This is a genomic window from Spongiibacter sp. (genome assembly GCF_984394615.1).
Genome location: NZ_CFHTQA010000015.1, coordinates 45,594 through 72,290 on the forward strand (window position 1 = coordinate 45,594; position 26,697 = coordinate 72,290).

Sequence of the window (26,697 nt, forward strand, 5' to 3'; positions counted from 1 at the left end):
TCGCGAGAAACCTGGAGAAGTGATGTTGTTGAAGCAGTTGCTGGCGCTGGTAGACCTGGAAACAACCGGGCCGAGGCCGTCTGCAGACCGTATTACTGAGGCGGCGGTGCTACGTCTGGAGAACGGCGAAGAGCAGCGCTGGGAATCGCTGTTCAATGTGGATGTTGCTATCCCTGCTTTTGTTCAGCAACTCACCGGTATTTCAGCCGAGATGCTGGCGGGCGCACCCCGTTTCTGCGATCGCGCGGCCGAGCTTTTTCAGCTACTCGATGGCGCGATATTGGTCGCGCACAATGCCCGTTTTGACGCGGGCTTCCTCAAGCAGAGTTTTACGGCGAGCGGCTATGATTACCGTCCGCGAATTCTTTGTACTCTCAAGCTGGCCCGCGCACTTTATCCACACTGGCCCAAGCACGGTCTCGACGCCCTCTGCGAGCAGATTGCCTATCACCGGGATACCCGCCACCGTGCAATGGCCGATGTGTTGGCGATGAAGGCCTTTCTGGATTACGCCATTGCGGATGTTGGTGAAGCGGAGGTCATGGCCCAGTTTGAGGCGCAGCTACAGCGCCCCAGCCTTCCGCCACAGCTTCCACCTGAGCAGCTCAGTGCCGTTCCGGATCGTCCGGGTGTTTATCGCTTTTATGGTGACGGCGATGCGCTTTTGTATGTCGGCAAAAGTGTGTCTATGCGCAAACGGGTGCTTTCGCATTTTCGCAGTGATATGCATTCCAGCAAGGCGCAGAAAATGCTTCGCCGACTCACGCGCATTGAGGTCACCGAAACCGCTGGAGAACTCGGTGCACTGTTGCTGGAAAGCCAGCAGATCAAAACCCTGAGCCCGCTTTACAATCGCCAGTTGCGCCGTCAGCGCGAACTGTGTGTGGTGCAATTACAGCCCGATGAACAGGGTTATTTACACCCCGTGTTTATTGGCGACGAAGCACTGGATTCGGTAGAGGGGATTTTTCTTTTTCGGCACCGGAAGCAGGCGACAGCCTTGTTCTTGCGTATTGCCCGCGAGCAGCAGTTGTGTCTGCGCAGGTTGGGGCTTGAGAGTGGACGTGGCAACTGCTTTGCCTACCAGCTCAAACGCTGTGCCGGGGCCTGTTGCGGCGAACAGAGTGCGGCTGAGTACAATGCGCGGCTGCTGTCTCAATTGGCGACGCGTAAGCTGGAGAGCTGGCCGTTCTCCGGCCCTGTGCTGATTCGTGAGCAGCGTGCCGACAGGCGCCGCACTGACTGGTTTTTGGTGGATCACTGGCGCATCTTCGGTTGTTTTAGGGGGCGTCGCCCCAGCCAGAAACGCTGTCATGAAGCGCTGTCGCAAGCTCCGGCGTTTGATTTCGATCTCTACTGTATTTTGCTCGAATTCCGCAAATCCCGGGAGTGGCTGCCGCTGCCCGTCACCAAGTCGTGAAGCGCGGCGGGGAATGTCCTACAATACGCGCCCGGATTGGAACTTGCCGTGTTGCAAGCCCGACGATATCGACTGTCCAGCTATATAGGCCGCGTATGAGCATTTCATCATTTCACCCCCCGAAACGTACCCTGATGGGCCCCGGCCCCTCCGATGTGCCCCAGCGTATTCTCGACGCGTTGGGCAGGCCCACACTGGGTCATTTGGATCCACTGTTCATCGGCATGATGGATGAGCTGAAAAGCCTGCTGAAATACGCCTTCAAGACGGAAAACGAACTGACTCTGCCTATCTCGGCGCCGGGGTCAGCGGGGATGGAAGCCTGCTTCGTTAATCTCGTGGAGCCGGGTGACAAGGTTGTAGTGTGTATCAACGGTGTGTTCGGTAAGCGGATGCTTGAAAACGTCACCCGTACCGGCGGCGTACCGGTGATTGTGGACAGTGAGTGGGGCAAGCCGGTAGACGTTGCGAAAGTGGAGGCGGCGCTCCAGGCCAATCCCGATGCCAAGGTGCTGGCCTTTGTTCACGCTGAAACATCGACCGGAGCGGTAAGTGATGCCAAAGCGCTGTGTGCGCTGGCGAAACAGCACGGTTGCTTGAGCCTGGTCGATGCCGTGACGTCACTGGGTGGCGTGGAGCTGCGTGTGGACGAATGGGGTATCGATGCTATTTATTCCGGCAGCCAGAAATGCCTGTCGTGTACGCCGGGACTGTCGCCGGTCAGTTTCAGCCACGCTGCCGTTGAGGCGATTAAAGCGCGTAAACACCCGGTGCAGAGCTGGTTTCTGGATATGAATCTGATTCTCGGTTACTGGGGCGAAGGCGGCAAACGCGCCTACCACCACACGGCACCGGTCAATGCTTTGTACGGTTTGCACGAGTCTCTGGTGATCTTGCAGGACGAGGGGCTTGAGAATGCCTGGGCCCGCCATGCGGCCATGCATCGTTGTCTCGCCGCCGGTCTGGAAAGTTTGGGTATTCGCTTCGTGGTGGATGCCGACAGCCGATTGCCACAACTCAACAGTGTTTACATCCCTGAGGGGGTGGATGATGCCGCGGTTCGCCAGCAACTGTTGGAAAAACACAATCTTGAGATCGGCGCTGGACTTGGCGATTTCGCCGGCAAAGTCTGGCGGATTGGCCTGATGGGCTACAGCGCAAGGATGGAAAATATTCGCTTATTACTGTCGGCGTTGGCCGAAGCCATGCAGGCGCAGGGCTATGATTGTGATGCGGCTGCAGCTATTGCGGCGGCAGAAGCTGCTCAGGGCTGACATCCCTCATGTTGTTGCTGGGGCGCTATGCCCCGGTTTGCTGTTTCGGTTTATGCCGATAGTTCAGCGCCGAGACTCTGCTAAGCTGCGATGGCGGTCTTTCTGTTTAGCGCCGCGATATAAGAAGGATACAAAGCGTGAGTATTTCGGTTCAGTTTATTGAGCAGATTCGTTCGGACTTGCTGAAAAGCATTGAGGACGACGCCATCAGTCTACCGACCTTGCCTGAAGTCGCTCTGGAAATCCGCGAGGCTGCCAATGATCCCGATATCGAGATTGCGGCGCTGGCAGCGATCATTGAGCACGACAGTTCTATTGCCGCCAGACTGATAAGGGTGGCGAACAGTTCGCTGATGCGCGGACTGGAACCGACCTATGATGTTAAAGGTGCCATCTCCCGAATTGGCCTGGGGTACACTTCAACCATGGTCACCACCTTGGCCATGCAGCAAATTTTTCTCTCGAGCAAAGAAGTGCTCAATAAACGAATGCGGGCACTGTGGATGCACAGCGCGGACGTAGGCGCAATCTGCCACACCTTGGCGCGCGGGCAGCGACACCTAAAGCCGGAGTTGGCAACACTGGCAGGAGTCGTTCATCAAATCGGGGCGCTGCCGGTCCTGTCCTATGCAGTGGGGCGCGGCTTTCTTCGGGATCATCCTGAAATGCTGGATCAAGCGCTGATTTCGCTAACGCCGGAATTGGGGCGTACGATCCTTGAGTCTTGGGGCTTTCCCGAGGAGCTGGTGAAGGTGCCCCAGGCTCACCTGGATTTTACCCGTCAGTGCGAGCGCTCGGATTACGCTGATTTGGTGACCGTTGCCAATCTCCACAGTTACGTGGGTACTGACCACCCTCTGGCGTCTGTCGACTGGTCCAATGTGACCGCCTTTGCACGCCTGGGTTTGCCGCTCAGCCCGGACGGTATGGACGAAAGCTATCATCAGCAGATCGAGCAGATGCAAGAGCTGCTGCGAGCCTGAGAGGCTCAGTCTTTGGGCTGAGCGTCGAATTGTTGACCGTTTACCGCCTTGCTGACATCGCTCATCAGGTATAGATAAAGCGGCATAATGGCCTCGGGATCGGGGTTGCTGCCGGGGTCTTCGCCGGGATAGGCCGTGCGGCGCATAACGGTGTTGGTGGCACCGGGATTGATGCTGTTGACTCGTACCTTGTTCAGCTCAAATTCTTCATCGGCAAAAATATCCATCATTGCCTCGGTGGCAAACTTCGATACTGAGTAGGCTCCCCAAAATGCGCGGCCTTTGCGACCAACGCTGGATGAGGTGAAAACCAGCGATGCACCGTCCGCGGCCGCCAACAGTGGCAGTAACGCCTGTGTCATCAAAAACGCGCCGGTCACGTTGACCTGCAGCACGTCCTGCCAGCTATCCAGCGTGGTTTGTGCCAGTGTGCGGCGCTGCCCCAGAAGGCTGGCGTTGTGCAGCAAGCCGTCGAGTTTGCCAAATGCATTTTCCAGTGCCTCGGCCAACTGCTCGTAGTCGGTCTGACTGGCGCCCTGCATATTCATCGGGAAAATGGCGGGCTCGGGATCGCCTGCGGCGACGATTTCATCGTACACCGCTTCCAGCTTTTCGGTCGTGCGACCGAGCAAGATCACTGTCGCGCCGTGCCGGGCAAAGCTGATGGCGGCAGCGCGGCCGATACCGTCGCCGGCGCCGGTAACCAGAATGACCTTGTTTTTCAGACAATCCGGGTTGGCATGAAAGTCAGCGGGCAGGCGTTGTGGCACGGTCAGTCCTCTAGCAGTTGGAGATCGCGAAGGGCGGCAAGCAGCCCCTGCGGGGTGTCGATAATACGATCGGGGTTCCAGTCTTCGGGGGTTTCGCCCTCCGACACATAGCCGTAGCGACAGGCAATGGTGGGCATCTGTGCATTTTGTCCTGCCTCGATATCGCGACGGTGGTCGCCCACGTAAACGGCTTCGTCGGCGCGGATGCCAAGCTGGGCGCAGGCCAGCAGTATTGGCTCGGCGGCGGGTTTGCGTTCCCGCACGTGGTCGGGGCAGATCGCGGTGGCACAGCGTTCGGTCAGGCCGAGTTGCTCCAGCAGGGGAGTGGTAAAGCGCTCGGGTTTGTTGGTAACAATGCCCCAGGCAATATCGCGGGCTTCCAGCGCCTGTAACTGCTCATCCATGCCGGGGAACAGCGAGGTCTGTTCTGACAGTGCCTGTTCGTAGCGATCAAGGAAGGCGTTCAACAGGCCGTCAAAGTCAGGATGTTCCGGCGTCAGTGAAAAACCGAGGTTGACCACCGCGCGGGCGCCGTCCGATACCCGGTGGCGAACGGCGTCATAGTGTTGCAGCGGAAGGCCGTGCTCGCTCAGCAGGCTGTTCAGTACTCGCGTGAAGTCAGCGGCTGTGTCCAGCAGCGTGCCGTCCAGATCGAAAAGAACCGCTTTCAGCATCACAGCGGCTTGGTGACATGAACCATGTAGTTCACATCCACATCGCGCTCGTTCAGGCGGTAACGTTTGAACAGCGGGTTGTAAGTCAGACCGGTCATATGCTGCAGCTGCAGCTCGTTTTCGCGCAGCCACTCTGCCAATTCTGCCGGGCGGATAAATTTGCCGTATTCGTGGGTGCCTTTTGGCAGCAGGCCCAGGATATATTCGGCGCCAACGATGCTCAGGGCAAAAGCCTTGGGATTGCGGTTGATGGTGGAAAAATACAGGTGGCCGCCGGGTTTGCAGAGTTTAGCGCAGGCGCGAATGACGGACGCCGGGTTTGGGACGTGTTCCAGCATTTCCAGGCAGGTGACCACGTCGTAGTAGCCCGGCTGATCGTCGGCCAGCTCCTCGGCGGTGGTCTGGAAGTAGTCGACCTTGGCGCCTGACTCCAGTTGATGCAGGCGAGCCACATTGAGCGGCTCCTCGCCCATGTCGATGCCGGTGACCTTGGCGCCGCGCAGGGCCATGGCTTCAGACAGAATACCGCCGCCGCAGCCGATATCGACGACACGTTTTTCTGCGAGTGGCGAGCGCTCGTCGATGTAGTTCACGCGCAGGGGGTTGATGTCGTGCAGGGGTTTGAATTCGCTGTTGCGGTCCCACCAGCGATGGGCCAGCTCTTCAAACTTGGCGATTTCTGCGGGGTCGACATTGCCGTGTTGCGGGGATGTCTGCATCTTACTCTCCACTGATTTTGCGGCGCCAGTACTGCGCTTTTTCAATAAGTTCGCGGCTGTCCAGCGTGGTCAGCGCGCCATTATCCAGTATTCGTCGGCCCTTGATCCAGCTGTGCTGCACGCGGTGGCTGATTTGGGTGTACACCAGTTGCGATACCGGTGTGTATACGGGCTGCTGGGCGAGATCGGATAAGTCGATGGCAATGACATCGGCCTGTTTGCCGGCTTCGAGACTGCCGACCAGGTGGTCGATGCCCAGCGCCCGGGCGCCATTGATTGTCGCCATGCTCAAGGCGTAGTGGTCGGGCACGGCGGCGGCATTACTGGCAACGGCCTTGCCCAACAGAGCAGCAGTACGTAACTCGCCGAATAGGTCCAGATCGTTATTGCTCGCGGCGCCATCAGTGCCTAGTGCCACATTGACCCCCGCGGCACGCATGGCTTCGACAGGCGAAAACCCGCTCGCAAGTTTCAGATTGGACTCCGGACAATGGATGGCGTGGCTGCGGTGCTGCGCCAATAAAGCGATATCGTCCTCACTCAAGCAGGCCAGGTGGACGCACTGGGTACGCGGCCCGAGAATGCCCAGCTTGGCAAGGCGCTCAATGGGGCGGAGGCCGGTCTGTTTTACCGCGTCGTCGACTTCCTGGGCGGTTTCCTGCAGGTGAATCTGAATCGGCGCATCCAGCTCCTCGGCAAACATTGCCACTTTGCCCAAGGCGTCGTCGCCGACCGTGTAGGGGGCGTGGGGGCCGAAGGCAACGAAAATCGTATCGCTGTGCTTGTAGGTGTCGCGCAGAGCGAGGCCCTTGCGGAAATACTCCTCCGGACCGCTGCCCCAGGCGCTGGGGAAATCAAAAATAGGAAAGCTGAGCTGGGCGCGAATGCCGGCGCGACGGGCGACGTCGGCGGTGACTTCCGGGAAGAAGTACATATCGCTGAAGGTCGTGGTGCCGCCACGCAGCATTTCAGCAATGGCCAGTGCGCTGCCATCGCGCACAAATTCTTCGCTCACCCAGCGGCCTTCTGCGGGCCAGATGTGGTCATTCAGCCAGGTGTGCAGCGGTTGGTCATCGGCCATGCCGCGAAACAGGCTCATGGCAGAGTGGCCGTGGGCATTGATCAGGCCAGGCATAAGCGCGTGTTCGGGGAGCTCGACGTGCTCCTTTGTGTTGAGCCTTCGGGCCTCATCAGCTGGCAGGATGGCGTCGATCATGCCGTCGCGAATAGCAAGGGCGTGGCCTTCCAGTACCGGGCAGCCTTCGGTCATCGGCAGTATCCAGCGGGGAAAGAGCAGTGTGTCGATATCGGTATGATCAGCGCGGTTCATGCGTATCCCGTCGTGGTTGTCGGTCAGTTGTTGCGCGGGGCCTGGATATCGGCCGGACAGCGGCGCAAGTATACCTGTTCTGCAAGGCTGTTGTCGGGATAGTGCAAGGATTTTCGGCGATATCGAGCTGTCTATGCGTCATTGAAATATGCTAATATTGCCGCTTTGTTCCCGCTCCCTGTCGCCTCTCTCGGGTGGTGTGATTGTGGTGGAAAAAAGCGCCGGGACAGGTCAGCACAGGTGTTGGCCGCAGGCGCATAAAATAAGGATGCTTGCTATTCATGGCTGACAACGCAAAAGAAATACTGCCGGTCAATATTGAGGACGAACTGAAGCAGTCCTATCTGGATTACGCCATGAGCGTTATCGTCGGTCGGGCGCTGCCCGATGTGCGCGACGGCCTCAAGCCGGTTCACCGCCGGGTTCTGTTTGCCATGAGCGAACTGAGTAATGACTGGAACAAGGCGTACAAGAAGTCGGCGCGTGTTGTCGGTGATGTTATCGGTAAATATCACCCGCATGGTGATTCAGCGGTTTACGACACCATTGTTCGTATGGCTCAGCCTTTCTCCATGCGCTACATGTTGGTTGATGGTCAGGGTAACTTTGGCTCCATCGATGGTGACAACGCGGCGGCCATGCGTTACACCGAGATTCGCATGCAGAAAATCTCCCACGAGATGCTGGCGGACCTCGACAAGGAAACGGTCGACTGGGTGCCCAACTACGATGGCACCGAGAAAATTCCGGCCGTGCTGCCGACTAAAATTCCCAGCTTGTTGGTAAATGGTTCTTCCGGTATCGCCGTAGGCATGGCCACCAATGTGCCACCCCACAACCTGACGGAAGTGGTGAACGGCTGTCTGGCGCTGCTGGATAATTCGGATATCACCGTCGAAGAATTGATGGAGCATATTCCAGGGCCGGACTTCCCCACGGCAGCGATTATCAATGGTCGCGCCGGTATTGTTGAGGCCTATAAGACAGGCCGTGGCCGCATTTATGTTCGCGCCCGCGCCGAGGTCATCAGCAATGAAAAGACCAACAAAGACACCATTGTTGTTACCGAACTGCCGTATCAGGTGAACAAGGCCCGGCTGATCGAAAAGATCGCCGAGCTGGTGAAAGATAAGAAGATAGAGGGTATTGCTGAGCTGCGCGACGAGTCTGACAAAGATGGCTTGCGTGTGGTGATCGAGATGAAGCGCGGTGAATCAGGCGAAGTGGTGCTCAATAACCTCTACGCCCAGACGCAACTTCAAAACGTCTTCGGTATCAATATTGTCGCGCTGGTTGATAATCAGCCGCGTATCCTCAATCTCAAAGAACTGCTGGAATACTTTATCCGTCACCGCCGTGAGGTAGTGACTCGCCGTACCGTTTACCTGCTGCGCAAGGCCCGCGAGCGCGGCCACGTGCTGGAAGGTCTGGCAGTTGCCATTTCCAACATTGATGAGGTGATTGCCACCATCAAGGCGTCGGCGACGACTCAGGAAGCTAAAGATAATCTGATTTCACGAGGCTGGGGTCTCGGCGAAGTCAGCGGCATGCTGGAGCGAGCGGGCGAGGATGCCTGCCGCCCGGACGATCTGGAAGCCCAGTTCGGCGTGCGCGATGGCAAGTACTGGCTGTCACCGGCCCAGGTTCAGGCAATTCTGGATCTGCGTCTGCAAAAGCTGACCGGACTCGAGCATGAGAAACTGCTGGCCGAGTATCAGGAAAAACTGGCTGAAATCGCCGAGTACTTGAACATTCTGGCTAACCCGGATGTGCTGCTGGACGTAATTCGCGGTGAGCTGAATCAGGTGGTTGCTGACTTCGGTGATGACCGTCGCACTGAAATTGTGGCGTCGCAGCTGGACCTGACCCACGAAGACCTGATTCCCGAAGAAGAGCGTGTCGTCACCATTTCTCACAGCGGGTATGCCAAGTCGCAGCCGCTAGATGCCTACGCGGCCCAGCGCCGCGGTGGCATGGGTAAATCCGCGACCGCAGTAAAAGAAGAGGACTTTGTTGAGCACCTGCTGGTTGCCAATACCCACGACACGATTCTGTGCTTCAGCAACATCGGCAAAGTGTATTGGTTGAAGGTGTATCAGATTCCGGTAGCGGGGCGTAACTCCCGCGGACGCCCCATGGTCAACCTGTTGCCACTGGGTGAAGACGAACGCATTACCTCAATTTTGACGGTACATGAGTACACCGAGGGCTACTTCATCTTCATGGCGACGGCCAATGGCACGGTGAAGAAGACGCCGCTGGAGGCCTTCTCGCGGCCGCGCAGCGTAGGGCTGATAGCACTGGACCTGGATGAAGGTGATGTGCTGATCGGTACCGCGATTACCGACGGTGGCAACGACGTTATGCTGCTGACCAGCGGTGGTAAAGCGGCGCGCTTTGCCGAGGGTGATGTACGTGCCATGGGTCGTACTGCTCGCGGTGTGCGCGGTGTACGCATGGACGACGATCAGCAGGTCATCTCGATGATCATCCCTCAGGAAAATGGCCGGGTGCTGACCGTGTCGGAAAATGGCTACGGCAAGCGCACAGATGTTGAAGAGTATCCCTGTAAAGGGCGCGGCAACCGCGGCGTTATCGCCATGACCATGAGTGAACGCAACGGCGCACTGATCGGTGCGGTGCAGGTATTCGATGGCGACGACCTGATGCTGATTACGGATCAGGGCACCCTGGTGCGCACGCGCACCGATGAGATTTCGCTGCTGAGCCGCAACACTCAGGGCGTTAAAGTCATTCGCCTGCGCGAAGATGAACGCCTGGTAGGTGTTCAGCGGGTCGCTGAGCAGGATGCCGACAGTGTGGTTGGCGAGGACGGGGACGACGCTCTAGCGGCAGATACCGTTGCGCCGACAGACGCTGATAGTGCTGGCGAAGCCGGAGACAGCCCGGTCGCAGAGTAAATGTGACCGGTCATTATTTTATACACCGTAATTGAAACAACAGGATTGGAGCAGAACAGATCATGGCGCGTGTCTACAATTTTTGCGCAGGACCGGCAGCGATTCCCGAAGCCGTACTTCGTCAGGCTCAGGAAGAACTGCTGGATTGGCGGGGCCGTGGCCTGTCAGTGATGGAGATGAGCCATCGTTCCGACGAGATGGTAGGCATTGCCAATGAAGCTGAAGCGGATCTGCGTGAGCTGCTGGGTATCAGCGATGACTATGCCGTTCTGTTTCTGCAGGGTGGCGCCAGTACGCAGTTTGCGTCAGTGCCGCTGAATCTGGCCGAAGACGGCGATGTTGTGGACTACGTCAATACCGGGCAATGGTCGAAAAAGGCGATCAAAGAAGCCGGGCGCTACGCCAATGTAAATGTGGTGGCCAGTTCCGAGGACAGCAACTTTTCCAGCATTCCGGCTTTTGACAGCTGGCAGCTCAGTGACAATGCGGCCTATCTGCACTACACCCCCAATGAAACCATTGGCGGCGTTGAGTTTTTCTGGACGCCTGAGGTGAATGCGCCGCTGGTGGCCGACATGTCCTCTACCATCCTGTCGCGCCCGATTGATGTAAATAAGTTCGGTGTGATCTATGCCGGCGCCCAGAAAAACATTGGACCTGCGGGTCTGACCATCGTCATCGTTCGCAAAGATCTGTTGGGCAAAGCGCGAGCGGCCACGCCGACGATGCTCGACTACAAGACCGCCGCGGATAATGACTCCATGTACAACACGCCGCCAACGCTGGCCTGGTACTTGTCAGGTTTGGTGTTTAAGTGGCTGAAAGCGCAGGGTGGTCTGAATGCGGTGGAGCAGACCAACCGTCGCAAAGCGGAAAAACTGTACGGCTATATTGATGCCAGCGGTTTCTACAGCAACCCCGTTGAAGTGGCCAGCCGCTCGCTGATGAATATTCCTTTCGTGCTGGCCGATAGCAGTTTGGATAAAGCTTTTCTGGCGGGCGCCGATGAGGCGGGCCTGCTGAACCTCAAAGGTCACCGCTCCGTGGGTGGTATGCGTGCCAGCATCTACAACGCCGTGCCTGAGGCCGCGGTGGATGCGCTGATCGACTACATGAAAGATTTCGCGAAGGGCAATGGCTAAGCGATGAGCGATTCAAGCGATAAGCCGGTAAATCTGAGCGATTTACGGCAGGCGATCGACAGTATCGACAGCCAGATTCACGAGCTGTTGAATCGTCGTGCCCGCTGCGCCCAGCAGGTTGCCCAGGTCAAGCTCCGGGAGTTTGAAGAGGCGCAGAAGTTTGAGTCGGGTGAAGGTAACAGCAGTGCTCAGCAACTGCTGTTCTACCGTCCGGAACGCGAAGCACAGGTGTTGGCGCGGGTTAAGGCGGCGAATCAAGGGCCGCTGGCCGACGACACCGTCGCCTATATCTTTCGCGAGATCATGTCTGCCTGCCTGGCGCTTGAGAAGCCCATGGAGGTCGCCTACCTGGGGCCGGAGGGGACGTTCACCCAAGCGGCGGCGCTTAAGCATTTTGGCCACGCGGTGATCAGTGTGCCGCAGACTACCATCGATAGCGTCTTTGCTCAGGTGGAGTCCGGTCAGTGTCATTACGGTGTGGTGCCGGTGGAAAACTCCACTGAGGGTATGGTGTCCCACACCCTTGATGCCTTTATGAACTCGTCGCTGAAAATCTGCGGCGAAGTGGAACTTCGGGTGCGCTTGAATCTTTTGGTCGCCAATGGCGAGGCTGGAGATATCAAGCGTATCTGTGCGCACCAGCAGGCATTGGCCCAGAGCCGCCGCTGGCTGGATGCCAATTTCCCCAATGTGGAGCGGGTCGCGGTCAGCAGCAATGGTGAAGCCGCACGCATGGCGAGCACCGATCCCGGCGTCGCGGCCATCGCGGGGGATTTGGCGGCGCAGCAATACGGACTGAATAAACTGGCGGTGGATATTGAAGATCAGCCAGATAACACCACCCGCTTCCTGGTTATCGGTCGTGAGGACGTGGCGCCCAGTGGTCGCGATAAGACCTCTATTGTGGTCTCGGCTCACAACCGTCCCGGTGCGTTGTTCAAATTGCTGGAGCCCTTCGAGCAGAACAATGTCATGCTGACTCGCATCGATACCCGGCCTTCCCGAACAGAAACCTGGACGTATGTGTTCTTCATTGAATTTGAAGGGCACCAGCAGGATGCCAAGATAGCGTCGATTCTCGACACCATTTCTCAGCAGACCGTGATGTGCAAGATTCTCGGCTCCTATCCCAAGGCCGCGCTGTAAGGCGTGACAGGCGGACGCCGGAGCCGTTTCTGCTGTTATTTTGAGAGGCAAACATGACGTGCGATTTTATAGCTCTGGCCAATGAGGGCATTCAGGGCTTACAGCCATATCAGGCGGGTAAACCCATTGAAGAGCTGGAGCGTGAGCTGGGCTTGAGCGATGTGGTCAAACTGGCGAGTAATGAAAACCCGCTGGGGCCGCCGGCTTCCGCGCTGGCAGCATATCAGGCAGCTGCCAAGCAATTGCATCTCTATCCAGACGCGGGTGGCTTTGCTCTGAAAGACGCACTGAGTACTGTGTTGGGTGTTGAGGCGGGGCAGTTGACGCTGGGTAATGGCTCTAATGACGTGCTGGACCTGCTGGGCCGGGTATTTCTTGATTCCGACAGCAGTGCCGTGTTTTCCCAGTATGCCTTTGTGGTGTATCCCATTGCGGTGCAGGCCGCCGGTGCACGAGCCATCGTGACGCCTGCCAAAGACTGGGGTAATGATCTGGATGCCATGGCGGCGGCGATCGAGGACAGTACGCGTCTGGTCTTTATTGCCAACCCCAACAATCCTACCGGAACCTGGTTGAGCGAGTCGGCGCTGCGCAGCTTTATGGCCAGAGTGCCCGAAAGCGTTGTCGTGGTGCTGGATGAAGCCTATGCCGAATACGCCGCCGAGCCCGGCTACCCGGACAGCATTGCCATGCTGGCGGATTACCCGAATCTGGTGGTGACGCGCACCTTCTCGAAGGCTTACGGGCTGGCCGGTCTGCGTATCGGCTACTCGGTCAGTCATCCGGATATAGCCGATCTGCTCAACCGCGTGCGTGCACCATTCAACGTGAGTATGCCTGCGATGACAGCGGCCATCGCTGCGCTGGGCGACGAGGTCTATCTGCGTCGCAGTCGCGAGGTAAATACCTCGGGCATGCTGCAATTGCGTCGGGGTTTTGACGAGCTCGGGCTGCCGTATATTGAATCGGCAGGTAACTTCCTGACGGTGGAAATGCCCGGTGAGGCTATGCCGTACTACGGTAGCCTGCTGCGCAAGGGCATTATCGTGAGGCCTATCGGGGTATATGGGATGCCGCGTCATCTGCGGGTGACGATTGGTCTGGAAGCGGAAAATCAGCGCTTTCTTCGTGCCCTGAGAGAGGTATTGGACGAACTGTCATGATTGGCAAATTGACGATTATCGGTCTCGGCTTGATGGGCGGGTCGCTGGCCAAGGCGCTCAAAGCCAAATCGGCGGTGGGCGAAGTGTGGGCCACCGGTCGCCGCAGTGCCTCCTTGGAAAAGGGCTTGGCGCTGGGAGTTATCGACCACTGGACGCTGGATCTTGCCGAAGCGGTCGCTGGCGCAGATATTGTGCTGGTTGCCACCCCAACGCTGGTGGCCGAGCAGGTTTTGGCGGATCTTGCTCCGTTGATTGATGAGCGGATGATTGTTACGGATGTGGCCAGTGTAAAAGGGAATATGCTGCGCGCAGCCGAATCGGTTTTTGACGTACTGCCCCCGAGACTGGTGTTAGGGCATCCTATTGCGGGCTCTGAGCAGAGTGGCGTCGAGGCCGCCAAGACTGATCTGTTTGTGGATCACCGTGTGATCCTTACTCCCCTGCCAGGGAATGATGTCGAAGCGGTAAATACTGTGCGCCAAATGTGGGAAGCGGCTGGTGCCGAGGTCGTGGATATGGCGGTCGATGAGCACGACGCCGTGTTGGCGGCCACCAGTCACCTCCCTCATGTATTGGCCTATACGTTGGTCGATGCGCTGGCTGCCAATGGCCGGGCGGCGGATATTTTCCGCTTTGCGGCGGGTGGCTTTCGGGATTTTACCCGGATTGCCTCCAGTGATCCGACCATGTGGCATGACATCGTACTGGCCAACCAGCAAGCTATTCTGGATGGGCTGGATAATTTCGCCGGGCACCTGCAGACCGTACGGCAGCTAATTGCCGATGGTGATGGGCCGGCCATCAAGCAAGTGTTTGCCCGCGCGAAGCAGGCGAGGGATGAGCACTTTCTCGGACAATATAAAGCGGGACGTAAACCGTCATCTGACTGAATTACGGATATAGAGAGTAAAACGTGGAATTTATAGCTCAGCCTGGTGGCAGCGTTTGTGGGACTTTGCGTGTTCCTGGCGATAAGTCGATTTCTCATCGCTGTATTATGTTTGGGGCGATTGCCGATGGTGTTACCACCGTTGAAGGCTTTCTCGAAGGGGAAGATGCACTGTCGACCATCAAAGCATTTCGTGCCATGGGGGTGCAAATCGATGGTCCAGATAATGGCAAGGTCAGTATCCACGGCGTCGGTCGCGACGGCTTGAAAGCCCCGACCGGGGAGTTGTACGTCGGCAACTCCGGCACGTCTATGCGCCTGCTGGCGGGACTGTTGGCCGGACAGGCCTTTGATACGGTACTTACAGGTGACGTGTCTCTCAGCAAGCGGCCGATGGAGCGCGTAGCCGTGCCCCTGCGGGCAATGGGTGCGAAGGTTGAAACTCAAGAGGGCGGTCGCCCGCCGATGATTATTCGCGGCGGCCAAGCCTTGCACGGCATTGACTATGTGCTGCCGATGGCCAGTGCACAGGTCAAGTCCTGTGTACTGCTGGCGGGGCTCTATGCTGAGGGGCAAACGCGTACTACCGAACCTGCACCTACCCGCGACCACAGTGAGCGTATGTTAAGAGGCTTTGGCTACCCCGTTAAGGTGGATGGCGCGACCGCCAGCCTTGAGGGTGGCCACCGCATGACGGCGGTTCACATCGATGTGCCGGCAGATATTTCTTCGGCGGCTTTTTTCATGGTGGCGGCCAGCATCACGCCGGGTGCCGACCTGACTCTGGAACATGTGGGTATCAACCCCACACGCATTGGTGTGGTCAATATTCTGCGCGCGATGGGCGGCAGCATTGAGCTGCTGAACGAGCGCGATGTAGGTGGTGAGCCCGTGGCGGACATTCGCATACGCTATGCGCCGCTGAAGGGCATTGATATCCCCGAAGATCAGGTGCCTCTGGCGATTGATGAATTTCCGGTGTTATTTGTGGCGGCGGCCTGCGCCGAAGGGCGTACCGTGCTGCGTGGCGCTGAAGAGCTGCGTGTTAAAGAAAGCGATCGTATTCAGGTAATGGCCGATGGCTTGGCTAGCATGGGTATTCAGGCCGAGGCGACGGAAGACGGCATCATCATTGATGGTGGCCAGATAACGGGCGGTCGCGTTAACAGCCACCACGATCACCGCATTGCGATGTCCTTTGCTGTGGCGGCGCTGCGCGCGACAGACAGTATCCATATTGAAGATTGCGACAATGTTGCTACCTCATTTCCCAATTTTGTGGAGCTGGCCCAGCGCGCAGGCATGCGCCTGGAGGTTCGCTGATGGCTGTGGCTCCTGTCATCTGTATTGATGGCCCCAGTGGTTCAGGTAAGGGCACCCTCTGTCAGATGCTGGCCCTTGAGCTGGGCTGGCACCTTCTGGACAGCGGTGCACTGTACCGATTAGTAGGCATGGCCGCCGATAAGCGCCGGCTGGATTTTGGTGACGAGGCGGCAGTGGCGGCGTTGGCTGCTGACCTTGATGTGGCCTTTCTGCCCGGTCAGCAGGGCGAACCCAGTCGAGTAATGCTGGATGGCGTTGATGTGAGTGGTGAACTGCGCACTGAAACAACCGGCATGTTGGCATCGCGGGTTGCAGTTCTGCCAGCGGTACGCGAAGCGCTGTTGCAGCGCCAGCGCGATTTTGCCCAATTACCGGGCCTGGTGGCCGACGGTCGCGACATGGGCACGGTGGTTTTCCCTGACGCGCCCCTAAAGGTGTTTTTGACCGCCAGCGCCGAAGAGCGGGCCCGTCGTCGTTTCATGCAGTTGAAAGAAAAGGGCGATAGTGTTAACCTCGCGGCCCTTTTAGAGGAGATCCGGGCCCGCGACAAGCGTGATTCGGAGCGGCAGCACGCGCCGTTAAAGGCAGCGGACGATGCCCTGCTGATCGACAGCAGCGACCTCGGGATACAAGATGTGTTTGAACGGGTAATGGCGCAAGCCAAGGCCCGCTTTGTTGCGTCCTGAAGCGACGTTATTGATTTTCAAAGGGTTTCCCCGAATGGTGTCAACACCAGCTAGCCATGGGGGAGGCTTTAAAAAACTGACCCGCGTTAGCTGGTAATGCGGCGATATAGTGGCAACGCCACTACTACTCTCAGGTAATGACTAATGAGCGAAAGCTTTGCTGAACTGTTTGAAGAAAGTTTAAAAACCATCGATATGAAGCCCGGTTCAATTGTGACCGGTGTGGTTATCGACATCGACAGCGACTGGGTGACGGTTCACGCCGGTCTGAAGTCGGAAGGCGTAATTCCCCGCGATCAGTTTGTCACCGAAGGTGGCGAATTCTCCCTGCAAGTTGGCGACGAAGTTCAGGTTGCCCTGGAGTCTGTTGAAGACGGTTTCGGTGAAACCCGTCTGTCTCGCGAGAAAGCAAAGCGCGCCGAAGCCTGGACGGCTCTGGAAGCTGCCTACGAGGCAGAAGAGACCGTTACCGGTATTATCAATGGCAAAGTCAAGGGTGGTTTCACCGTCGATATCAACAGCATTCGCGCGTTCCTGCCCGGCTCGCTGGTTGATGTACGTCCGGTACGTGACACTGCTCACCTGGAAGGCAAAGAACTCGAATTTAAAGTGATCAAGCTGGACCAGAAGCGCAACAACGTTGTTGTTTCTCGTCGTGCGGTTCTGGAAAGTGTTAACAGCGAAGAGCGCGAAGCACTGCTGGAATCTCTGCAAGAAGGCATGGTTGTTAAAGGTATCGTTAAGAACCTGACCGACTACGGTGCATTCGTAGACCTGGGTGGCATCGACGGCCTGCTGCACATCACTGACATGGCGTGGAAGCGCATCAAGCACCCGAGCGAAATTGTGAATGTTGGCGACGAAATCGACGTTCGCATTCTGAAGTTCGACCGTGAGCGCAACCGTGTTTCACTGGGCCTGAAGCAACTGGGCGAAGATCCCTGGGTGGCAATCAAAACCCGTTACCCCGAGAACAGCCGCGTAAAAGCCAAAGTGACTAACCTGACTGACTACGGCTGCTTCGCTGAGATCGAAGAAGGTGTTGAAGGTCTGGTACACGTTTCCGAAATGGATTGGACCAACAAGAACATCCACCCCTCTAAAGTCGTACAAGTTGGCGACGAAGTGGAAGTGATGATTCTGGATATCGACGAAGAGCGTCGTCGTATTTCTCTGGGTATCAAACAGTGCCAGCAGAATCCTTGGGATGCCTTCGGTTCTCAGTTCACCAAGGGCGACAAGATCAGCGGTGCGATCAAGTCGATCACTGACTTCGGTATCTTCATCGGCCTGGACGGCAACATCGACGGTCTGGTTCACCTGTCAGACATTTCTTGGAATGAAAGCGGCGAAGATGCTGTTCGCAAATTCAAGAAAGGCGACGAGATCGAGACTGTTATCCTGTCTATCGACCCCGAGCGTGAGCGCATCTCTCTGGGTATCAAACAACTGGAAGAAGATCCGTTCTCTGACTATGTGGCCGTCAATGATCGCGGCAGCATCGTAACGGGTGTTGTGAAGGAAGTGGATGCCAAAGCAGCGATCATTACGCTTGCTGACGAAGTTGAAGGTGTTCTGAAGGCTTCTGAAATCAGCCGTGACCGCGTTGAAGACGCGCGCAATGTGCTGAAAGAAGGCGAAGAAGTTGAGGTCAAAGTGATCAGCGTTGATCGCAAAAACCGCAGCCTGAGCCTGTCTATCAAAGCCAAGGACATGGAAGACGAGAAAGAAGCGGTGAAAGCCCTTCGCGAGAAGGAATCTGAAGCGGCCGCTCCGGCGACCATCGGTGACCTGATCAAAGCTCAGATGGAAAACAAAGACTGAGACTCGCCGGTTACGAGCGCTCAAGCGGGCGTTCGTAACTAACTGGCTTGCAAGCAAAAAAGTGCTAAGCTAGGCTTGTTGCTGGAGTCGATGGGGTTAAGCAATGACCAAGTCTGAGTTGATTGAGCTGATGGCTGAACGTCAGCCGCAGTTGTCGCACAAGGATATCGAGTTAGCTGTCAAAACCATGATTGAGCATATGTCTCAAGTCTTGGCGACGGGTAGCCGCATCGAAATCCGTGGATTTGGCAGTTTTTCCCTGCACTATCGCGAGCCGCGTATGGGGCGTAATCCCAAAACTGGCGATACAGTTCAGTTGCCCGGAAAGTACGTTCCTCATTTTAAGCCTGGTAAAGAGCTGCGCGAGCGAGTGAACCTGAGTCTCAATACCGATTAAAGACCCTGCTCAGTAGCTGGTCTTTATCGAACAAGAACGGTATGGTCTTCGATCATGCCGTTTTTTTATGGATAGGATTTCTGGATGCGCGTGTTGAAGTCTCTGCTGTTGCTGCTATTGGTTATGGCAGTTGTCATGCTCGGGCTGTTGTTCAGTATGGAAAACACCACTTTGGTGTCCCTCAATGTCCTTGTTGCGGAGCTTCCTGAGCAGCGTTTGTCCACTTGGGTCATTCTGTCATTTTTTGTGGGTGGCCTCTGTGGCATGCTTTCCGCGTCTTTCGTTCTTATTCGTCTCCAGGCTTCCCGGCTCAGACTGTTGCGCAACGTGAAGCGCGCTTCGCCGGAGCGGCAAGCCTGATTTCCATGGAGCATCTTCTACCTTACAGCACCTTCATTCTTGCCATCGCGCTCGGTTGGTGGTTGGGGAGGAGAAGCCGTGGTGAGGAGATTTTATCCAGCTCGGAATCGCCGGTCTATTATCAGGGGCTGAGTGTTCTGCTCGGAGATCAGCCCGGCACAGAGCTCGATCATGTTATCGAGTCGATACCGGTCGGCGAAGATACGCTGGATACTTACCTCAGTCTTGCCAGGCTGATGCGCGGCAAAGGCGATTTTGAGGCGGCCACGCGTATTCATCAACACTTGTTGGCGTGGTCTGGCTTGCCTGAAAAAAGTCGGCAGAAGGCGCATCTGGAACTGGTAAAAGATTATATAGCGGCGGGCCTGCATGACCGCGCAGAAGCAATGCTCCGCGATATGATCAGTGACAACAGCAATGCGGAGGCGCTGGCGCTGTTGCAGCAAATTTATCAGGCAGAGAAGGGCTGGGAAAAAGCGGCGGCTGTGGCCCGTAAGCGCTTGAAGGCCTTTAGTGGTCGTGACTCAGCAGAAGAGGTTGGGCAAATCAGTCGTGCGCTGAGCCACTATTACTGCGCCATGGCTGAAGACGCTATTCGGCAAGGCGCGGCGACGGCTGTTGATGATTGGCTTCATAAGGCTGTTGAGTTGGATGCGGAAAATCTTCGTGCAGTGATGTTAGTGGCGCGACGATATCTTGCTGAACAACCCGATTACAGTCTAAATATGCTGGTAAGTCTGTCTAAAGCTCAGCCCGCTTTTACAATGGAAATCCTGCCCTTGCTCGGCGAGGTGTTTGATGCGCTGCCCGAATCTGTTGACCACATAGCAATCCTCAAGGACTTGGCGGAGCATACCCAAAGTTCTACTGCGGAAATTGCCTTGGCGGAAAAACTCGCCGTTCGCGATGCCGAGGCGGCCAAAGTTGTTCTCAGAGAGGCCATATCGCGCCGGTCTACATTGCGGTTGCTGGTAGCGGCCTTGAAGCTGGAGTCGACACAGCCTTCACTGCAGCCGTTGGTTGACGCGCTGGCGACATTGCGGGACGAGCGCCCGACCTATCACTGCCGACACTGCGGTTTTTCCGGCCGCAAACTGCATTGGCTGTGTCCGAGCTGTGAGCAGTGGGGTACTATTGCGCCCATCCGTAGTACACAAGGTGATTGATTACCCGATGTCTGTGACTTCTCCCGTCGTGGTTGCCCTGGATGTAGCCACCCAGCAAGAATTGACACAACTCCTGGACCAGCTCGACCCGGCGGCATGTCGAGTCAAAGTCGGCAAGGAATTATTTACCTTGTTCGGCCCGCAAGTGCTGGATCAGTTGCACGCGCGCGGTTTCGAGGTCTTTCTGGATCTCAAATTTCATGACATTCCCAACACGGTGGCAGCGGCGGTTCGCGTAGCGGCTGAAAAGGGCGTGTGGATGGTGAATGTTCATGCCAGCGGCGGCTCAAAAATGATGCGTGCAGCCAGAGAGGCGCTGCGGCCTTTCGGTGACAAGGCGCCACTCTTGATTGCGGTGACTGTACTGACATCGATGCAGGACAGTGATCTTGTCGAGCAGGGCATTCAGCGCAGCGCCGCCGAGCAGGTATCCCACCTCGCCCATCTGGCTGAAGAAAGTGGCATGGATGGTGTGGTTTGCTCTGCACAGGAAGCCCCCGTGCTCCGGGCTGAGCGCGGTAAGAATTTTCTATTAGTTACTCCGGGTATTCGCCCCGCAGACAGTGCGCAGGACGACCAGCAGCGTATTGCAACGCCCGAGCAGGCGATGGCATTGGGTAGCAGCTATCTGGTCATCGGGCGACCCATTAGTCGTGCCGAGCAGCCGCTTGAGGCACTGAATCGTATTAACCGGGCATTGGGTTGTTAGTCCTCACTGCCTATCAGGAATAACAGATAAGGATTTATGCATGGCATTTATTGATGTCTTCAATGGCGATGCGGATGGCCTTTGCGCGCTGATACAACTGCGCCTGGCTAGCCCTCAGGACAGCGAGCTGGTCAGTGGTGTAAAACGCGACATCGCGTTGCTTGAGCGTGTGCAGGCGGCATCGGGAGATGTTGTTACCGTATTGGATGTCTCCATGGATAAAAATACGGAGCCGTTGAACCGTATTCTGGCGGCGGGCGCAGAAGTCTTTTATGTCGATCACCATTTTGCCGGTGATATCCCTGACCATCCCTTGCTCACCAGTCGTATCAATACCGCTGCTGATGTGTGCACCAGCCTGTTGGTGAATGGCCATTTGCAAGGGGCTTATGCCGAGTGGGCCATCGTGGGTGCATTTGGTGACAATTTGCGCGCCAGTGCGGAGACCGTCGCAAAGCAATGCGACCTGGATGCGTCCGAAATATCCCGGCTGGAAAATCTGGGTATCTACCTGAACTACAATGGCTATGGGGCCAGCCTGGACGATCTGCATTTCACACCGACAGAATTGTTCGAAAAAATGCGGCATTTCGATAGTCCCTTCACGTTCATGGAAGAGGCTGCTGAAACCTTCGAGGCCCTTCAAGCCGGTTATCAGAACGATATGCGTTCGGCGGCTAAACTGCCGCCGGTTCACGCTTCGGATACCGTGGCGGTCTATGTTCTGCCCAATGAGCGCTGGGCTCGACGTGTCAGCGGTGTGTACGGAAACGATCTGGCCAACGCCTACCCCGATCGCGCTCACGCTGTGTTGACGGAAAAGGCTAACGGCAACTACCTGGTCAGCATTCGGGCTCCCCTTAATAACAAACGCGGTGCTGATGAATTCTGTCGCCAGTTCCCGACGGGCGGTGGTCGTGCGGCGGCGGCAGGGATCAACGACCTGGCCGGTGGCAGTCTGGAGCAGTTCAGTGCGCAGTTTGAAGCCTTCTATCGGGAGCTCAATCGCTGAACATGTTAACCATCGATGCATGGATCACGCTGGCCGTGATCGTCGGCTGCCTGTTAGCTCTGGTATTCAGTCGGCGACCCGCGGATATGGTTTTGTGCGGCGGCGTGGTTATCCTACTATTGCTGGACATCCTGACGCCGAAAGAAGCGCTGGCGGGAATGTCTAATGAGGGCATGATAACGGTGGGTATACTGTTCGTCGTTGCTCAGGCGTTGTCGGAAACGGGCGTTGTCAGTTGGATCTCCAATAACCTGCTCGGTAGGCCAAAGTCGCCTCACTCTGCTCAGCTGCGCTTGATGGCGCCGGTAGCCCTGTTCAGCAGCATTCTCAACAACACACCTGTAGTGGCGATGCTGATTCCCGCCGTGCGGGATTGGGCTAAGCGCAACAAGCTGTCCGCCTCGCAGTTGATGATACCGCTGAGCTATGCGGCCATTGTCGGTGGTACCTGTACGCTGGTGGGTACCAGTACCAACCTTGTGGTTAACGGGATGTTGCTGCAATACCTGCCTGACCAGGGGCTGGGGATGTTCGATCTTGCCTGGGTCGGCATTCCCTGCGCATTGATGGTGATTGTCTTCGTGGTGTTGTTCTCGCGTTGGCTGTTGCCCAGTCACAGCGGTACAGAAGAGCGTTTTGAAGACACCCGCCAGTATATTGTGGAAATGAAAGTTGAACCGGGCAGCGCGGTCGCAGGGCAGACGATTGAAGAAGCCGGGCTTCGTCAGTTGCCTGGCATGTTCCTGGTCGAGATTGTGCGCGACCAACAGGTTATGACCGTGGTGTCACCCAACGAGCGATTGCGTGATAACGACCAATTGGTATTTGCCGGTGATGTACGTTCGGTGGTGGACCTGAAAAATATTCACGGCCTCAAACTTGCCGAAAAACAGGTGTTTAAGCTCGAAGCGGGTAGCCTAAACCGTTGTTTGGTGGAAGTGGTGATCTCCCATAATTTCCCCCAAATCGGCCGTCGTGTTCGGGAGATGCGCTTCAGGAACCACTATGGCGCGGTTGTTATTGCAGTGTCGCGGAACGGTAAGCAGATTAAAGGCAAGCTCGGTGATATCGAGCTGGAGGCCGGTGATACCCTGCTTCTGGAAACCCATGAAGACTTTGTGCGCAATCAGCGCTACTCAAAAGACTTCCTGCTGGTTAGTGCGATTGAGAACTCGCGCCCTGTTCGTCACGAGCATAGGCTGCGTGCGTCACTGATTATGCTGGGGATGGTGTTGAGCGTTGCCTTTGGCTGGTTGTCCATGCTGAAAGCCGCTTTTCTGGCCGCTGGGTTGATGGTGATTACCCGCTGCATTCGCATCAGCGATGCGCGGCGCTGTGTCGACTGGCAAGTGCTTCTGGTTATTGCGGCGTCGATCGCCTTGGGCTCGGCACTGGAAAAAACCGGTGCAGCGTCGGTCATTGCTGATGGTGTTGTCAGTATTGCAGCGGGTTCACCGATGGCAACGCTGGCAGCGATTTTCGTGGTTACCGCCTTGTTCTCCGCGGTCATTTCCAATCTTGCCGCGGCAGTCATCGTCTTCCCGATCGCATTGGCTGCCAGTCAGCAGCTCGCCGTCAACATGCTGCCCTTTGCGGTAACCCTGATGATGGCGGCGTCCGCCAGTTTTGCCACGCCGATTGGCTACCAGACCAATCTCATGGTCTACGGCCCGGGTAACTACCGCTTCTCGGATTTCTTCAAAATGGGTGTGCCCCTGACGCTATTGGTAGGGGTCGCTACGGTGCTGATCGTACCGCAAGTCTGGTCGTTTTAATCGCATTTGGCGGCACTGGAGGAAGCTTATTCGCAGGCGAGATGCTCGGCTTCCTCAAAGCGATTCGCCCGCAATAACACGCGGTGCTCAATCACGTCGACGGACACCTGCATGCCAGCGAAACCACTCTCCAGTAAGCGCTTGCAGGCCGCCTTGGCTAGGGCTTCAGCATCGTGCTGCCGAGTATCAACGCTGAGTACCAAGACATTGTGGCGAAGCCATAGTGCCTTTTGGATACCGTCTTGCGGGTGAGCTTCAAAATACTTCAGCATTTTTTCGTGGGCCGGACTGAAGGAGGGCGCAGCCATAGTGACGCTGCTTATCACCAACAGCCCAGCGGCGAACCAGCGAATCATCAGAGGGTTTCTCGCAGCAGAGTTGTAACAGCCACAGTGTAGCGGGTTTGCTTGGGAGAGGGGATCAAGGATTTACATGGGTCAACAAAAAAGGGCCACACCTTTCGGTGTAGCCCTTTCGAATTTGGCTCCGCCTGCTGGGCTCGAACCAGCGACCCAATGATTAACAGTCATTTGCTCTACCAACTGAGCTAAGGCGGAATAGCTGTCTCAACAGCTGAGGCCGCGCATATTAAAGGGCATTGCCGGGGGCGTCAAGCCTTTCGGCCAGAAAATTTTGAAAGGGCTTTTTTTCAGGTTTTTCCTGAGCTTAGCGCATCGAGGCGGGGCTTTTCCGCGTAGCCCAGAGACTGGTGTAAACTGGGCGTTTCATTCGGAATTCGGGCCGGGGAGAGTCATGGGCAAGCCGTTTCAGGTGGTATCTAAATTCGAAGCTGCTGGTGACCAACCTCGCGCCATTCAGGCGCTGGTCGAAGGGGTGAATGCGGGGCTGCATGCGCAGACGCTGCTGGGGGTCACCGGATCGGGGAAAACCTTCACCATTGCCAATGTGGTTGAGGCCCTGCAGCGTCCCACCATTGTGATGGCGCCGAACAAGACCTTGGCCGCGCAGCTCTATGGCGAGTTCAAAGAGTTCTTCCCCAATAACGCGGTAGAGTATTTCGTTTCCTACTACGACTACTATCAGCCCGAGGCCTACGTGCCCGCGTCGGATACCTTTATCGAGAAGGACGCGTCCATCAACGATCACATTGAGCAGATGCGACTGTCGGCGACCAAGGCGCTGATGGAGCGCTCGGATGCGATCATCGTGGCGTCGGTGTCATCGATCTACGGTCTGGGTGATCCTGAGCAGTATTTCAAAATGGTGCTGCATCTGGTGCGCGGAGATCGTATCGATCAGCGCAAGCTGCTGCGCCGTCTGGCTGAGCTGCAATACACCCGCAACGATATCGCGTTTCAGCGCGGCACCTATCGCGTGCGAGGGGATGTTATTGATATTTTCCCGGCGGAGAGCGAGAAAGATGCCATCCGCGTCGAGTTGTTCGATGATGAGATCGATTCCATCAGCGGTTTTGACCCGCTGACGGGCGAGTCTTACGGCAAGCTGCCCCGCGTGACGATCTATCCCAAAAGCCATTATGTAACGCCTCGCGAAACGCTGTTGGCGGCGGTCGACCACATTGAGGACGAGCTCAAGGAACGTCTTGAGCAGTTGCGCGGTAATGATTTGCTTGTGGAGGCGCAACGGCTGGAGCAGCGCACCCGCTACGATGTGGAAATGATCCGCGAGCTGGGTTACTGCAACGGTATCGAAAACTACTCGCGCTACCTGTCGGGCCGCGACCCCGGCGAGCCGCCGCCGACCTTGTTTGACTACCTGCCACCGGATGCACTGGTGGTGATCGACGAGTCCCACGTGACCATCCCGCAGATTGGCGCGATGTACAAAGGTGATCGCTCCCGAAAGGAAACGCTGGTGCAGTACGGTTTTCGCTTGCCGTCGGCGCTGGATAACCGGCCGATGCGCTTTGAGGAATGGGAGCGACTGGTTCCGCAGCTTATTTTGGTTTCCGCGACCCCTGGTCCCTACGAAGAAGAACATTCTGCTCGGGTCGTTGAGCAGGTGGTGCGTCCTACCGGACTGGTTGATCCGGTGGTGGAAGTACGACCGGCAACGACGCAGGTTGACGACTTGTTGTCGGAAGTCAATCTGCGGGTAGAGAAAGGCGAGCGGGTGTTGGTCACCACGCTGACCAAGCGCATGGCAGAGGATTTGTCCGAGTATCTGGACGAGCACCATGTGCGCTGTCGCTACCTTCACTCCGACATCGATACGGTTGAGCGGGTGGAGATTATCCGCGATCTCCGGTTGGGTAAATTCGATGTGCTGGTGGGGATTAACCTCCTTCGGGAAGGTTTGGATATGCCGGAGGTTTCTCTGGTGGCGATTCTCGATGCGGACAAAGAGGGTTTTCTGCGCTCCGAGCGTTCGCTGATTCAGACCATCGGTCGTGCCGCAAGAAACCTGAACGGCAAGGCGATTCTCTACGCTGACAATATTACCGGCTCTATGCGGAGAGCCCTGGACGAAACCAACCGCCGCCGGGAAAAACAGATGGCCTTCAACGAGGAGCACGGGATTGTGCCCAAGGGGGTCACCAAATCTGTGGAAGATATTCTCGAGGCCGCTGCAGCGCCCGGCTCGAAGTCAGGAAGGCGGGGCAGGGAGCAACGCAAGGTGGCAGAGCCCGCGGGCGATTACCTGCTGGATGCCGAAGCCATGTCGCCGGCCGAGCAGGCGAAACTGCTGAAGAGCATGGAGCAGCAGATGCAGCAACACGCGAAAAATCTCGAGTTTGAAGAGGCCGCCAAACTGCGTGACCGACTGCATGAAATCAAGGAACGGATGTTTATTAATTGATGTGTCGGGCAGGCTTGTCATCGCCCGGCAGCCTGCTTATAATGCGCCGCTCTTTCGTACGACCGTAGCTCAGTTGGTTAGAGCACCACCTTGACATGGTGGGGGTCGGTGGTTCGAGTCCACTCGGTCGTACCAATATTTATAAAAAAGCCCGCATACAGCGGGCTTTTTTATTTAAGGTGTCCCGTCCTGAAATAGGTTTACACCCACGAGGCCTATTTATGGATACCACT

At 56.7% G+C, this 26,697-nt stretch carries 23 protein-coding genes and 2 tRNA genes; 19 read left to right on the forward strand and 6 right to left on the reverse strand.

Features of this window, described 5'->3' with window-relative positions; all coding sequences use genetic code 11:
• The first annotated feature begins 22 nt into the window (after positions 1 to 22).
• The 3 genes from AC5DB9_RS07840 to AC5DB9_RS07850 all read left to right on the forward strand — a co-directional run bounded on the left by AC5DB9_RS07840 (position 23) and on the right by AC5DB9_RS07850 (position 3,677).
• A complete protein-coding gene (locus tag AC5DB9_RS07840) occupies positions 23 to 1,420 on the forward strand; it encodes a 3'-5' exonuclease family protein (RefSeq protein ID WP_272990755.1) in 1,398 nt (465 codons plus the stop codon).
• A 95-nt stretch (positions 1,421 to 1,515) separates the two neighbouring features.
• Positions 1,516 to 2,694, forward strand: a complete 1,179-nt coding sequence (locus AC5DB9_RS07845; protein ID WP_272990752.1) for a pyridoxal-phosphate-dependent aminotransferase family protein — start codon at positions 1,516 to 1,518, stop codon at positions 2,692 to 2,694.
• 137 nt (positions 2,695 to 2,831) lie between these two features.
• Positions 2,832 to 3,677, forward strand: a complete 846-nt coding sequence (locus AC5DB9_RS07850; RefSeq protein ID WP_022959744.1) for an HDOD domain-containing protein — start codon at positions 2,832 to 2,834, stop codon at positions 3,675 to 3,677.
• Positions 3,678 to 3,682: 5 nt separating this feature from the next.
• On the opposite strand, the gene AC5DB9_RS07855 is transcribed toward AC5DB9_RS07850, so the two are convergent.
• Genes AC5DB9_RS07855 through AC5DB9_RS07870 form a run of 4 tightly spaced genes read right to left on the reverse strand, consistent with a single transcriptional unit; the run spans position 3,683 to position 7,170 of the window.
• Positions 3,683 to 4,447 carry a YciK family oxidoreductase gene (locus tag AC5DB9_RS07855; RefSeq protein ID WP_272990749.1) on the reverse strand — a complete coding sequence of 255 codons (765 nt, stop codon included), beginning with the start codon at positions 4,445 to 4,447 and terminating at the stop codon, positions 3,683 to 3,685.
• A 2-nt stretch (positions 4,448 to 4,449) separates the two neighbouring features.
• Positions 4,450 to 5,121 carry an HAD-IA family hydrolase gene (locus AC5DB9_RS07860; protein ID WP_022959742.1) on the reverse strand — a complete coding sequence of 224 codons (672 nt, stop codon included), beginning with the start codon at positions 5,119 to 5,121 and terminating at the stop codon, positions 4,450 to 4,452.
• Positions 5,121 to 5,840: a bifunctional 2-polyprenyl-6-hydroxyphenol methylase/3-demethylubiquinol 3-O-methyltransferase UbiG gene (gene ubiG / locus AC5DB9_RS07865; RefSeq protein WP_022959741.1), complete on the reverse strand. Its 720-nt coding sequence runs from the start codon at positions 5,838 to 5,840 to the stop codon at positions 5,121 to 5,123. Before ubiG ends, AC5DB9_RS07860 begins: the two co-directional genes overlap by 1 nt.
• 1 nt (position 5,841) lies before the next feature.
• The gene (locus AC5DB9_RS07870) at positions 5,842 to 7,170 is read right to left on the reverse strand and encodes a TRZ/ATZ family hydrolase (RefSeq protein WP_272990746.1); all 1,329 of its coding nucleotides are present in this window, start codon (positions 7,168 to 7,170) and stop codon (positions 5,842 to 5,844) included.
• A gap of 281 nt (positions 7,171 to 7,451) precedes the next feature.
• On the opposite strand from AC5DB9_RS07870, the gene gyrA reads away from it, so the two are divergent.
• From gyrA to AC5DB9_RS07940, 14 genes are all read left to right on the forward strand, one after another.
• Positions 7,452 to 10,091 carry a DNA gyrase subunit A gene (gyrA, locus tag AC5DB9_RS07875; RefSeq protein ID WP_272990742.1) on the forward strand — a complete coding sequence of 880 codons (2,640 nt, stop codon included), beginning with the start codon at positions 7,452 to 7,454 and terminating at the stop codon, positions 10,089 to 10,091.
• Positions 10,092 to 10,153: 62 nt separating this feature from the next.
• The gene (gene serC / locus AC5DB9_RS07880; protein WP_273009200.1) at positions 10,154 to 11,233 is read left to right on the forward strand and encodes a 3-phosphoserine/phosphohydroxythreonine transaminase; all 1,080 of its coding nucleotides are present in this window, start codon (positions 10,154 to 10,156) and stop codon (positions 11,231 to 11,233) included.
• A 3-nt stretch (positions 11,234 to 11,236) separates the two neighbouring features.
• Positions 11,237 to 12,379: a prephenate dehydratase gene (gene pheA / locus AC5DB9_RS07885; RefSeq protein ID WP_272990735.1), complete on the forward strand. Its 1,143-nt coding sequence runs from the start codon at positions 11,237 to 11,239 to the stop codon at positions 12,377 to 12,379.
• 53 nt (positions 12,380 to 12,432) lie between these two features.
• Complete coding sequence (gene hisC / locus AC5DB9_RS07890; RefSeq protein ID WP_491732038.1) at positions 12,433 to 13,542, forward strand: histidinol-phosphate transaminase; 1,110 nt, start codon at positions 12,433 to 12,435, stop codon at positions 13,540 to 13,542.
• Positions 13,539 to 14,432: a prephenate dehydrogenase/arogenate dehydrogenase family protein gene (locus AC5DB9_RS07895; protein ID WP_273009198.1), complete on the forward strand. Its 894-nt coding sequence runs from the start codon at positions 13,539 to 13,541 to the stop codon at positions 14,430 to 14,432. Before hisC ends, AC5DB9_RS07895 begins: the two co-directional genes overlap by 4 nt.
• Before the next feature lie 23 nt (positions 14,433 to 14,455).
• Complete coding sequence (aroA, locus tag AC5DB9_RS07900) at positions 14,456 to 15,754, forward strand: 3-phosphoshikimate 1-carboxyvinyltransferase (protein WP_272989397.1); 1,299 nt, start codon at positions 14,456 to 14,458, stop codon at positions 15,752 to 15,754.
• The gene (gene cmk / locus AC5DB9_RS07905) at positions 15,754 to 16,440 is read left to right on the forward strand and encodes a (d)CMP kinase (protein ID WP_022959735.1); all 687 of its coding nucleotides are present in this window, start codon (positions 15,754 to 15,756) and stop codon (positions 16,438 to 16,440) included. Before aroA ends, cmk begins: the two co-directional genes overlap by 1 nt.
• Positions 16,441 to 16,584: 144 nt before the next feature.
• Positions 16,585 to 18,264 carry a 30S ribosomal protein S1 gene (gene rpsA, locus AC5DB9_RS07910; RefSeq protein WP_022959734.1) on the forward strand — a complete coding sequence of 560 codons (1,680 nt, stop codon included), beginning with the start codon at positions 16,585 to 16,587 and terminating at the stop codon, positions 18,262 to 18,264.
• Positions 18,265 to 18,367: 103 nt separating this feature from the next.
• Positions 18,368 to 18,661 (forward strand): integration host factor subunit beta, encoded by a 294-nt coding sequence (locus AC5DB9_RS07915; protein ID WP_022959733.1) that lies wholly within the window; start codon positions 18,368 to 18,370, stop codon positions 18,659 to 18,661.
• Positions 18,662 to 18,754: 93 nt separating this feature from the next.
• The gene (locus tag AC5DB9_RS07920) at positions 18,755 to 19,021 is read left to right on the forward strand and encodes a lipopolysaccharide assembly protein LapA domain-containing protein (protein WP_272989405.1); all 267 of its coding nucleotides are present in this window, start codon (positions 18,755 to 18,757) and stop codon (positions 19,019 to 19,021) included.
• Between the two features lie 5 nt (positions 19,022 to 19,026).
• The gene (locus AC5DB9_RS07925; RefSeq protein WP_272989407.1) at positions 19,027 to 20,187 is read left to right on the forward strand and encodes a hypothetical protein; all 1,161 of its coding nucleotides are present in this window, start codon (positions 19,027 to 19,029) and stop codon (positions 20,185 to 20,187) included.
• Positions 20,188 to 20,194: 7 nt separating this feature from the next.
• Positions 20,195 to 20,896, forward strand: a complete 702-nt coding sequence (gene pyrF, locus AC5DB9_RS07930; protein WP_028968435.1) for an orotidine-5'-phosphate decarboxylase — start codon at positions 20,195 to 20,197, stop codon at positions 20,894 to 20,896.
• Between the two features lie 40 nt (positions 20,897 to 20,936).
• Positions 20,937 to 21,908: a hypothetical protein gene (locus AC5DB9_RS07935; protein ID WP_022959729.1), complete on the forward strand. Its 972-nt coding sequence runs from the start codon at positions 20,937 to 20,939 to the stop codon at positions 21,906 to 21,908.
• Positions 21,909 to 21,910: 2 nt separating this feature from the next.
• Positions 21,911 to 23,683, forward strand: a complete 1,773-nt coding sequence (locus tag AC5DB9_RS07940) for an SLC13 family permease (RefSeq protein WP_273009196.1) — start codon at positions 21,911 to 21,913, stop codon at positions 23,681 to 23,683.
• A gap of 26 nt (positions 23,684 to 23,709) precedes the next feature.
• Here the strand turns inward: AC5DB9_RS07940 and AC5DB9_RS07945 are convergent, their stop codons facing one another.
• Both AC5DB9_RS07945 and AC5DB9_RS07950 read right to left on the reverse strand, forming a co-directional pair.
• Positions 23,710 to 24,039, reverse strand: a complete 330-nt coding sequence (locus AC5DB9_RS07945) for a hypothetical protein (RefSeq protein ID WP_272989414.1) — start codon at positions 24,037 to 24,039, stop codon at positions 23,710 to 23,712.
• A gap of 125 nt (positions 24,040 to 24,164) precedes the next feature.
• A tRNA-Asn gene (locus AC5DB9_RS07950) sits at positions 24,165 to 24,240 on the reverse strand.
• A 196-nt stretch (positions 24,241 to 24,436) separates the two neighbouring features.
• Between AC5DB9_RS07950 and uvrB the strand changes: the two genes are divergently transcribed.
• Together uvrB and AC5DB9_RS07960 are read left to right on the forward strand one after the other, a co-directional pair.
• On the forward strand, positions 24,437 to 26,464 hold the full coding sequence (uvrB, locus tag AC5DB9_RS07955) for an excinuclease ABC subunit UvrB (RefSeq protein ID WP_272989417.1): 2,028 nt from the start codon (positions 24,437 to 24,439) through the stop codon (positions 26,462 to 26,464).
• Between the two features lie 58 nt (positions 26,465 to 26,522).
• A tRNA-Val gene (locus AC5DB9_RS07960) sits at positions 26,523 to 26,599 on the forward strand.
• Positions 26,600 to 26,697: the final 98 nt, after the last annotated feature.

Bases quoted from the DNA above. Each gene is read 5' to 3' on its own strand.
- AC5DB9_RS07840 (WP_272990755.1), top strand. From the start codon at position 23: ATGTTGTTGAAGCAGTTGCTGGCGCTGGTAGACCTGGAAACAACCGGG.
- AC5DB9_RS07845 (WP_272990752.1), top strand. From the start codon at position 1,516: ATGAGCATTTCATCATTTCACCCCCCGAAACGTACCCTGATGGGCCCC.
- AC5DB9_RS07860 (WP_022959742.1), bottom strand. From the start codon at position 5,121: ATGCTGAAAGCGGTTCTTTTCGATCTGGACGGCACGCTGCTGGACACA.
- ubiG (WP_022959741.1), bottom strand. From the start codon at position 5,840: ATGCAGACATCCCCGCAACACGGCAATGTCGACCCCGCAGAAATCGCC.
- AC5DB9_RS07870 (WP_272990746.1), bottom strand. From the start codon at position 7,170: ATGAACCGCGCTGATCATACCGATATCGACACACTGCTCTTTCCCCGC.
- gyrA (WP_272990742.1), top strand. From the start codon at position 7,452: ATGGCTGACAACGCAAAAGAAATACTGCCGGTCAATATTGAGGACGAA.
- serC (WP_273009200.1), top strand. From the start codon at position 10,154: ATGGCGCGTGTCTACAATTTTTGCGCAGGACCGGCAGCGATTCCCGAA.
- pheA (WP_272990735.1), top strand. From the start codon at position 11,237: ATGAGCGATTCAAGCGATAAGCCGGTAAATCTGAGCGATTTACGGCAG.
- hisC (WP_491732038.1), top strand. From the start codon at position 12,433: ATGACGTGCGATTTTATAGCTCTGGCCAATGAGGGCATTCAGGGCTTA.
- AC5DB9_RS07895 (WP_273009198.1), top strand. From the start codon at position 13,539: ATGATTGGCAAATTGACGATTATCGGTCTCGGCTTGATGGGCGGGTCG.
- cmk (WP_022959735.1), top strand. From the start codon at position 15,754: ATGGCTGTGGCTCCTGTCATCTGTATTGATGGCCCCAGTGGTTCAGGT.
- rpsA (WP_022959734.1), top strand. From the start codon at position 16,585: ATGAGCGAAAGCTTTGCTGAACTGTTTGAAGAAAGTTTAAAAACCATC.
- AC5DB9_RS07915 (WP_022959733.1), top strand. From the start codon at position 18,368: ATGACCAAGTCTGAGTTGATTGAGCTGATGGCTGAACGTCAGCCGCAG.
- AC5DB9_RS07925 (WP_272989407.1), top strand. From the start codon at position 19,027: ATGGAGCATCTTCTACCTTACAGCACCTTCATTCTTGCCATCGCGCTC.
- pyrF (WP_028968435.1), top strand. From the start codon at position 20,195: ATGTCTGTGACTTCTCCCGTCGTGGTTGCCCTGGATGTAGCCACCCAG.
- AC5DB9_RS07935 (WP_022959729.1), top strand. From the start codon at position 20,937: ATGGCATTTATTGATGTCTTCAATGGCGATGCGGATGGCCTTTGCGCG.
- AC5DB9_RS07940 (WP_273009196.1), top strand. From the start codon at position 21,911: ATGTTAACCATCGATGCATGGATCACGCTGGCCGTGATCGTCGGCTGC.
- AC5DB9_RS07945 (WP_272989414.1), bottom strand. From the start codon at position 24,039: ATGATTCGCTGGTTCGCCGCTGGGCTGTTGGTGATAAGCAGCGTCACT.
- uvrB (WP_272989417.1), top strand. From the start codon at position 24,437: ATGGGCAAGCCGTTTCAGGTGGTATCTAAATTCGAAGCTGCTGGTGAC.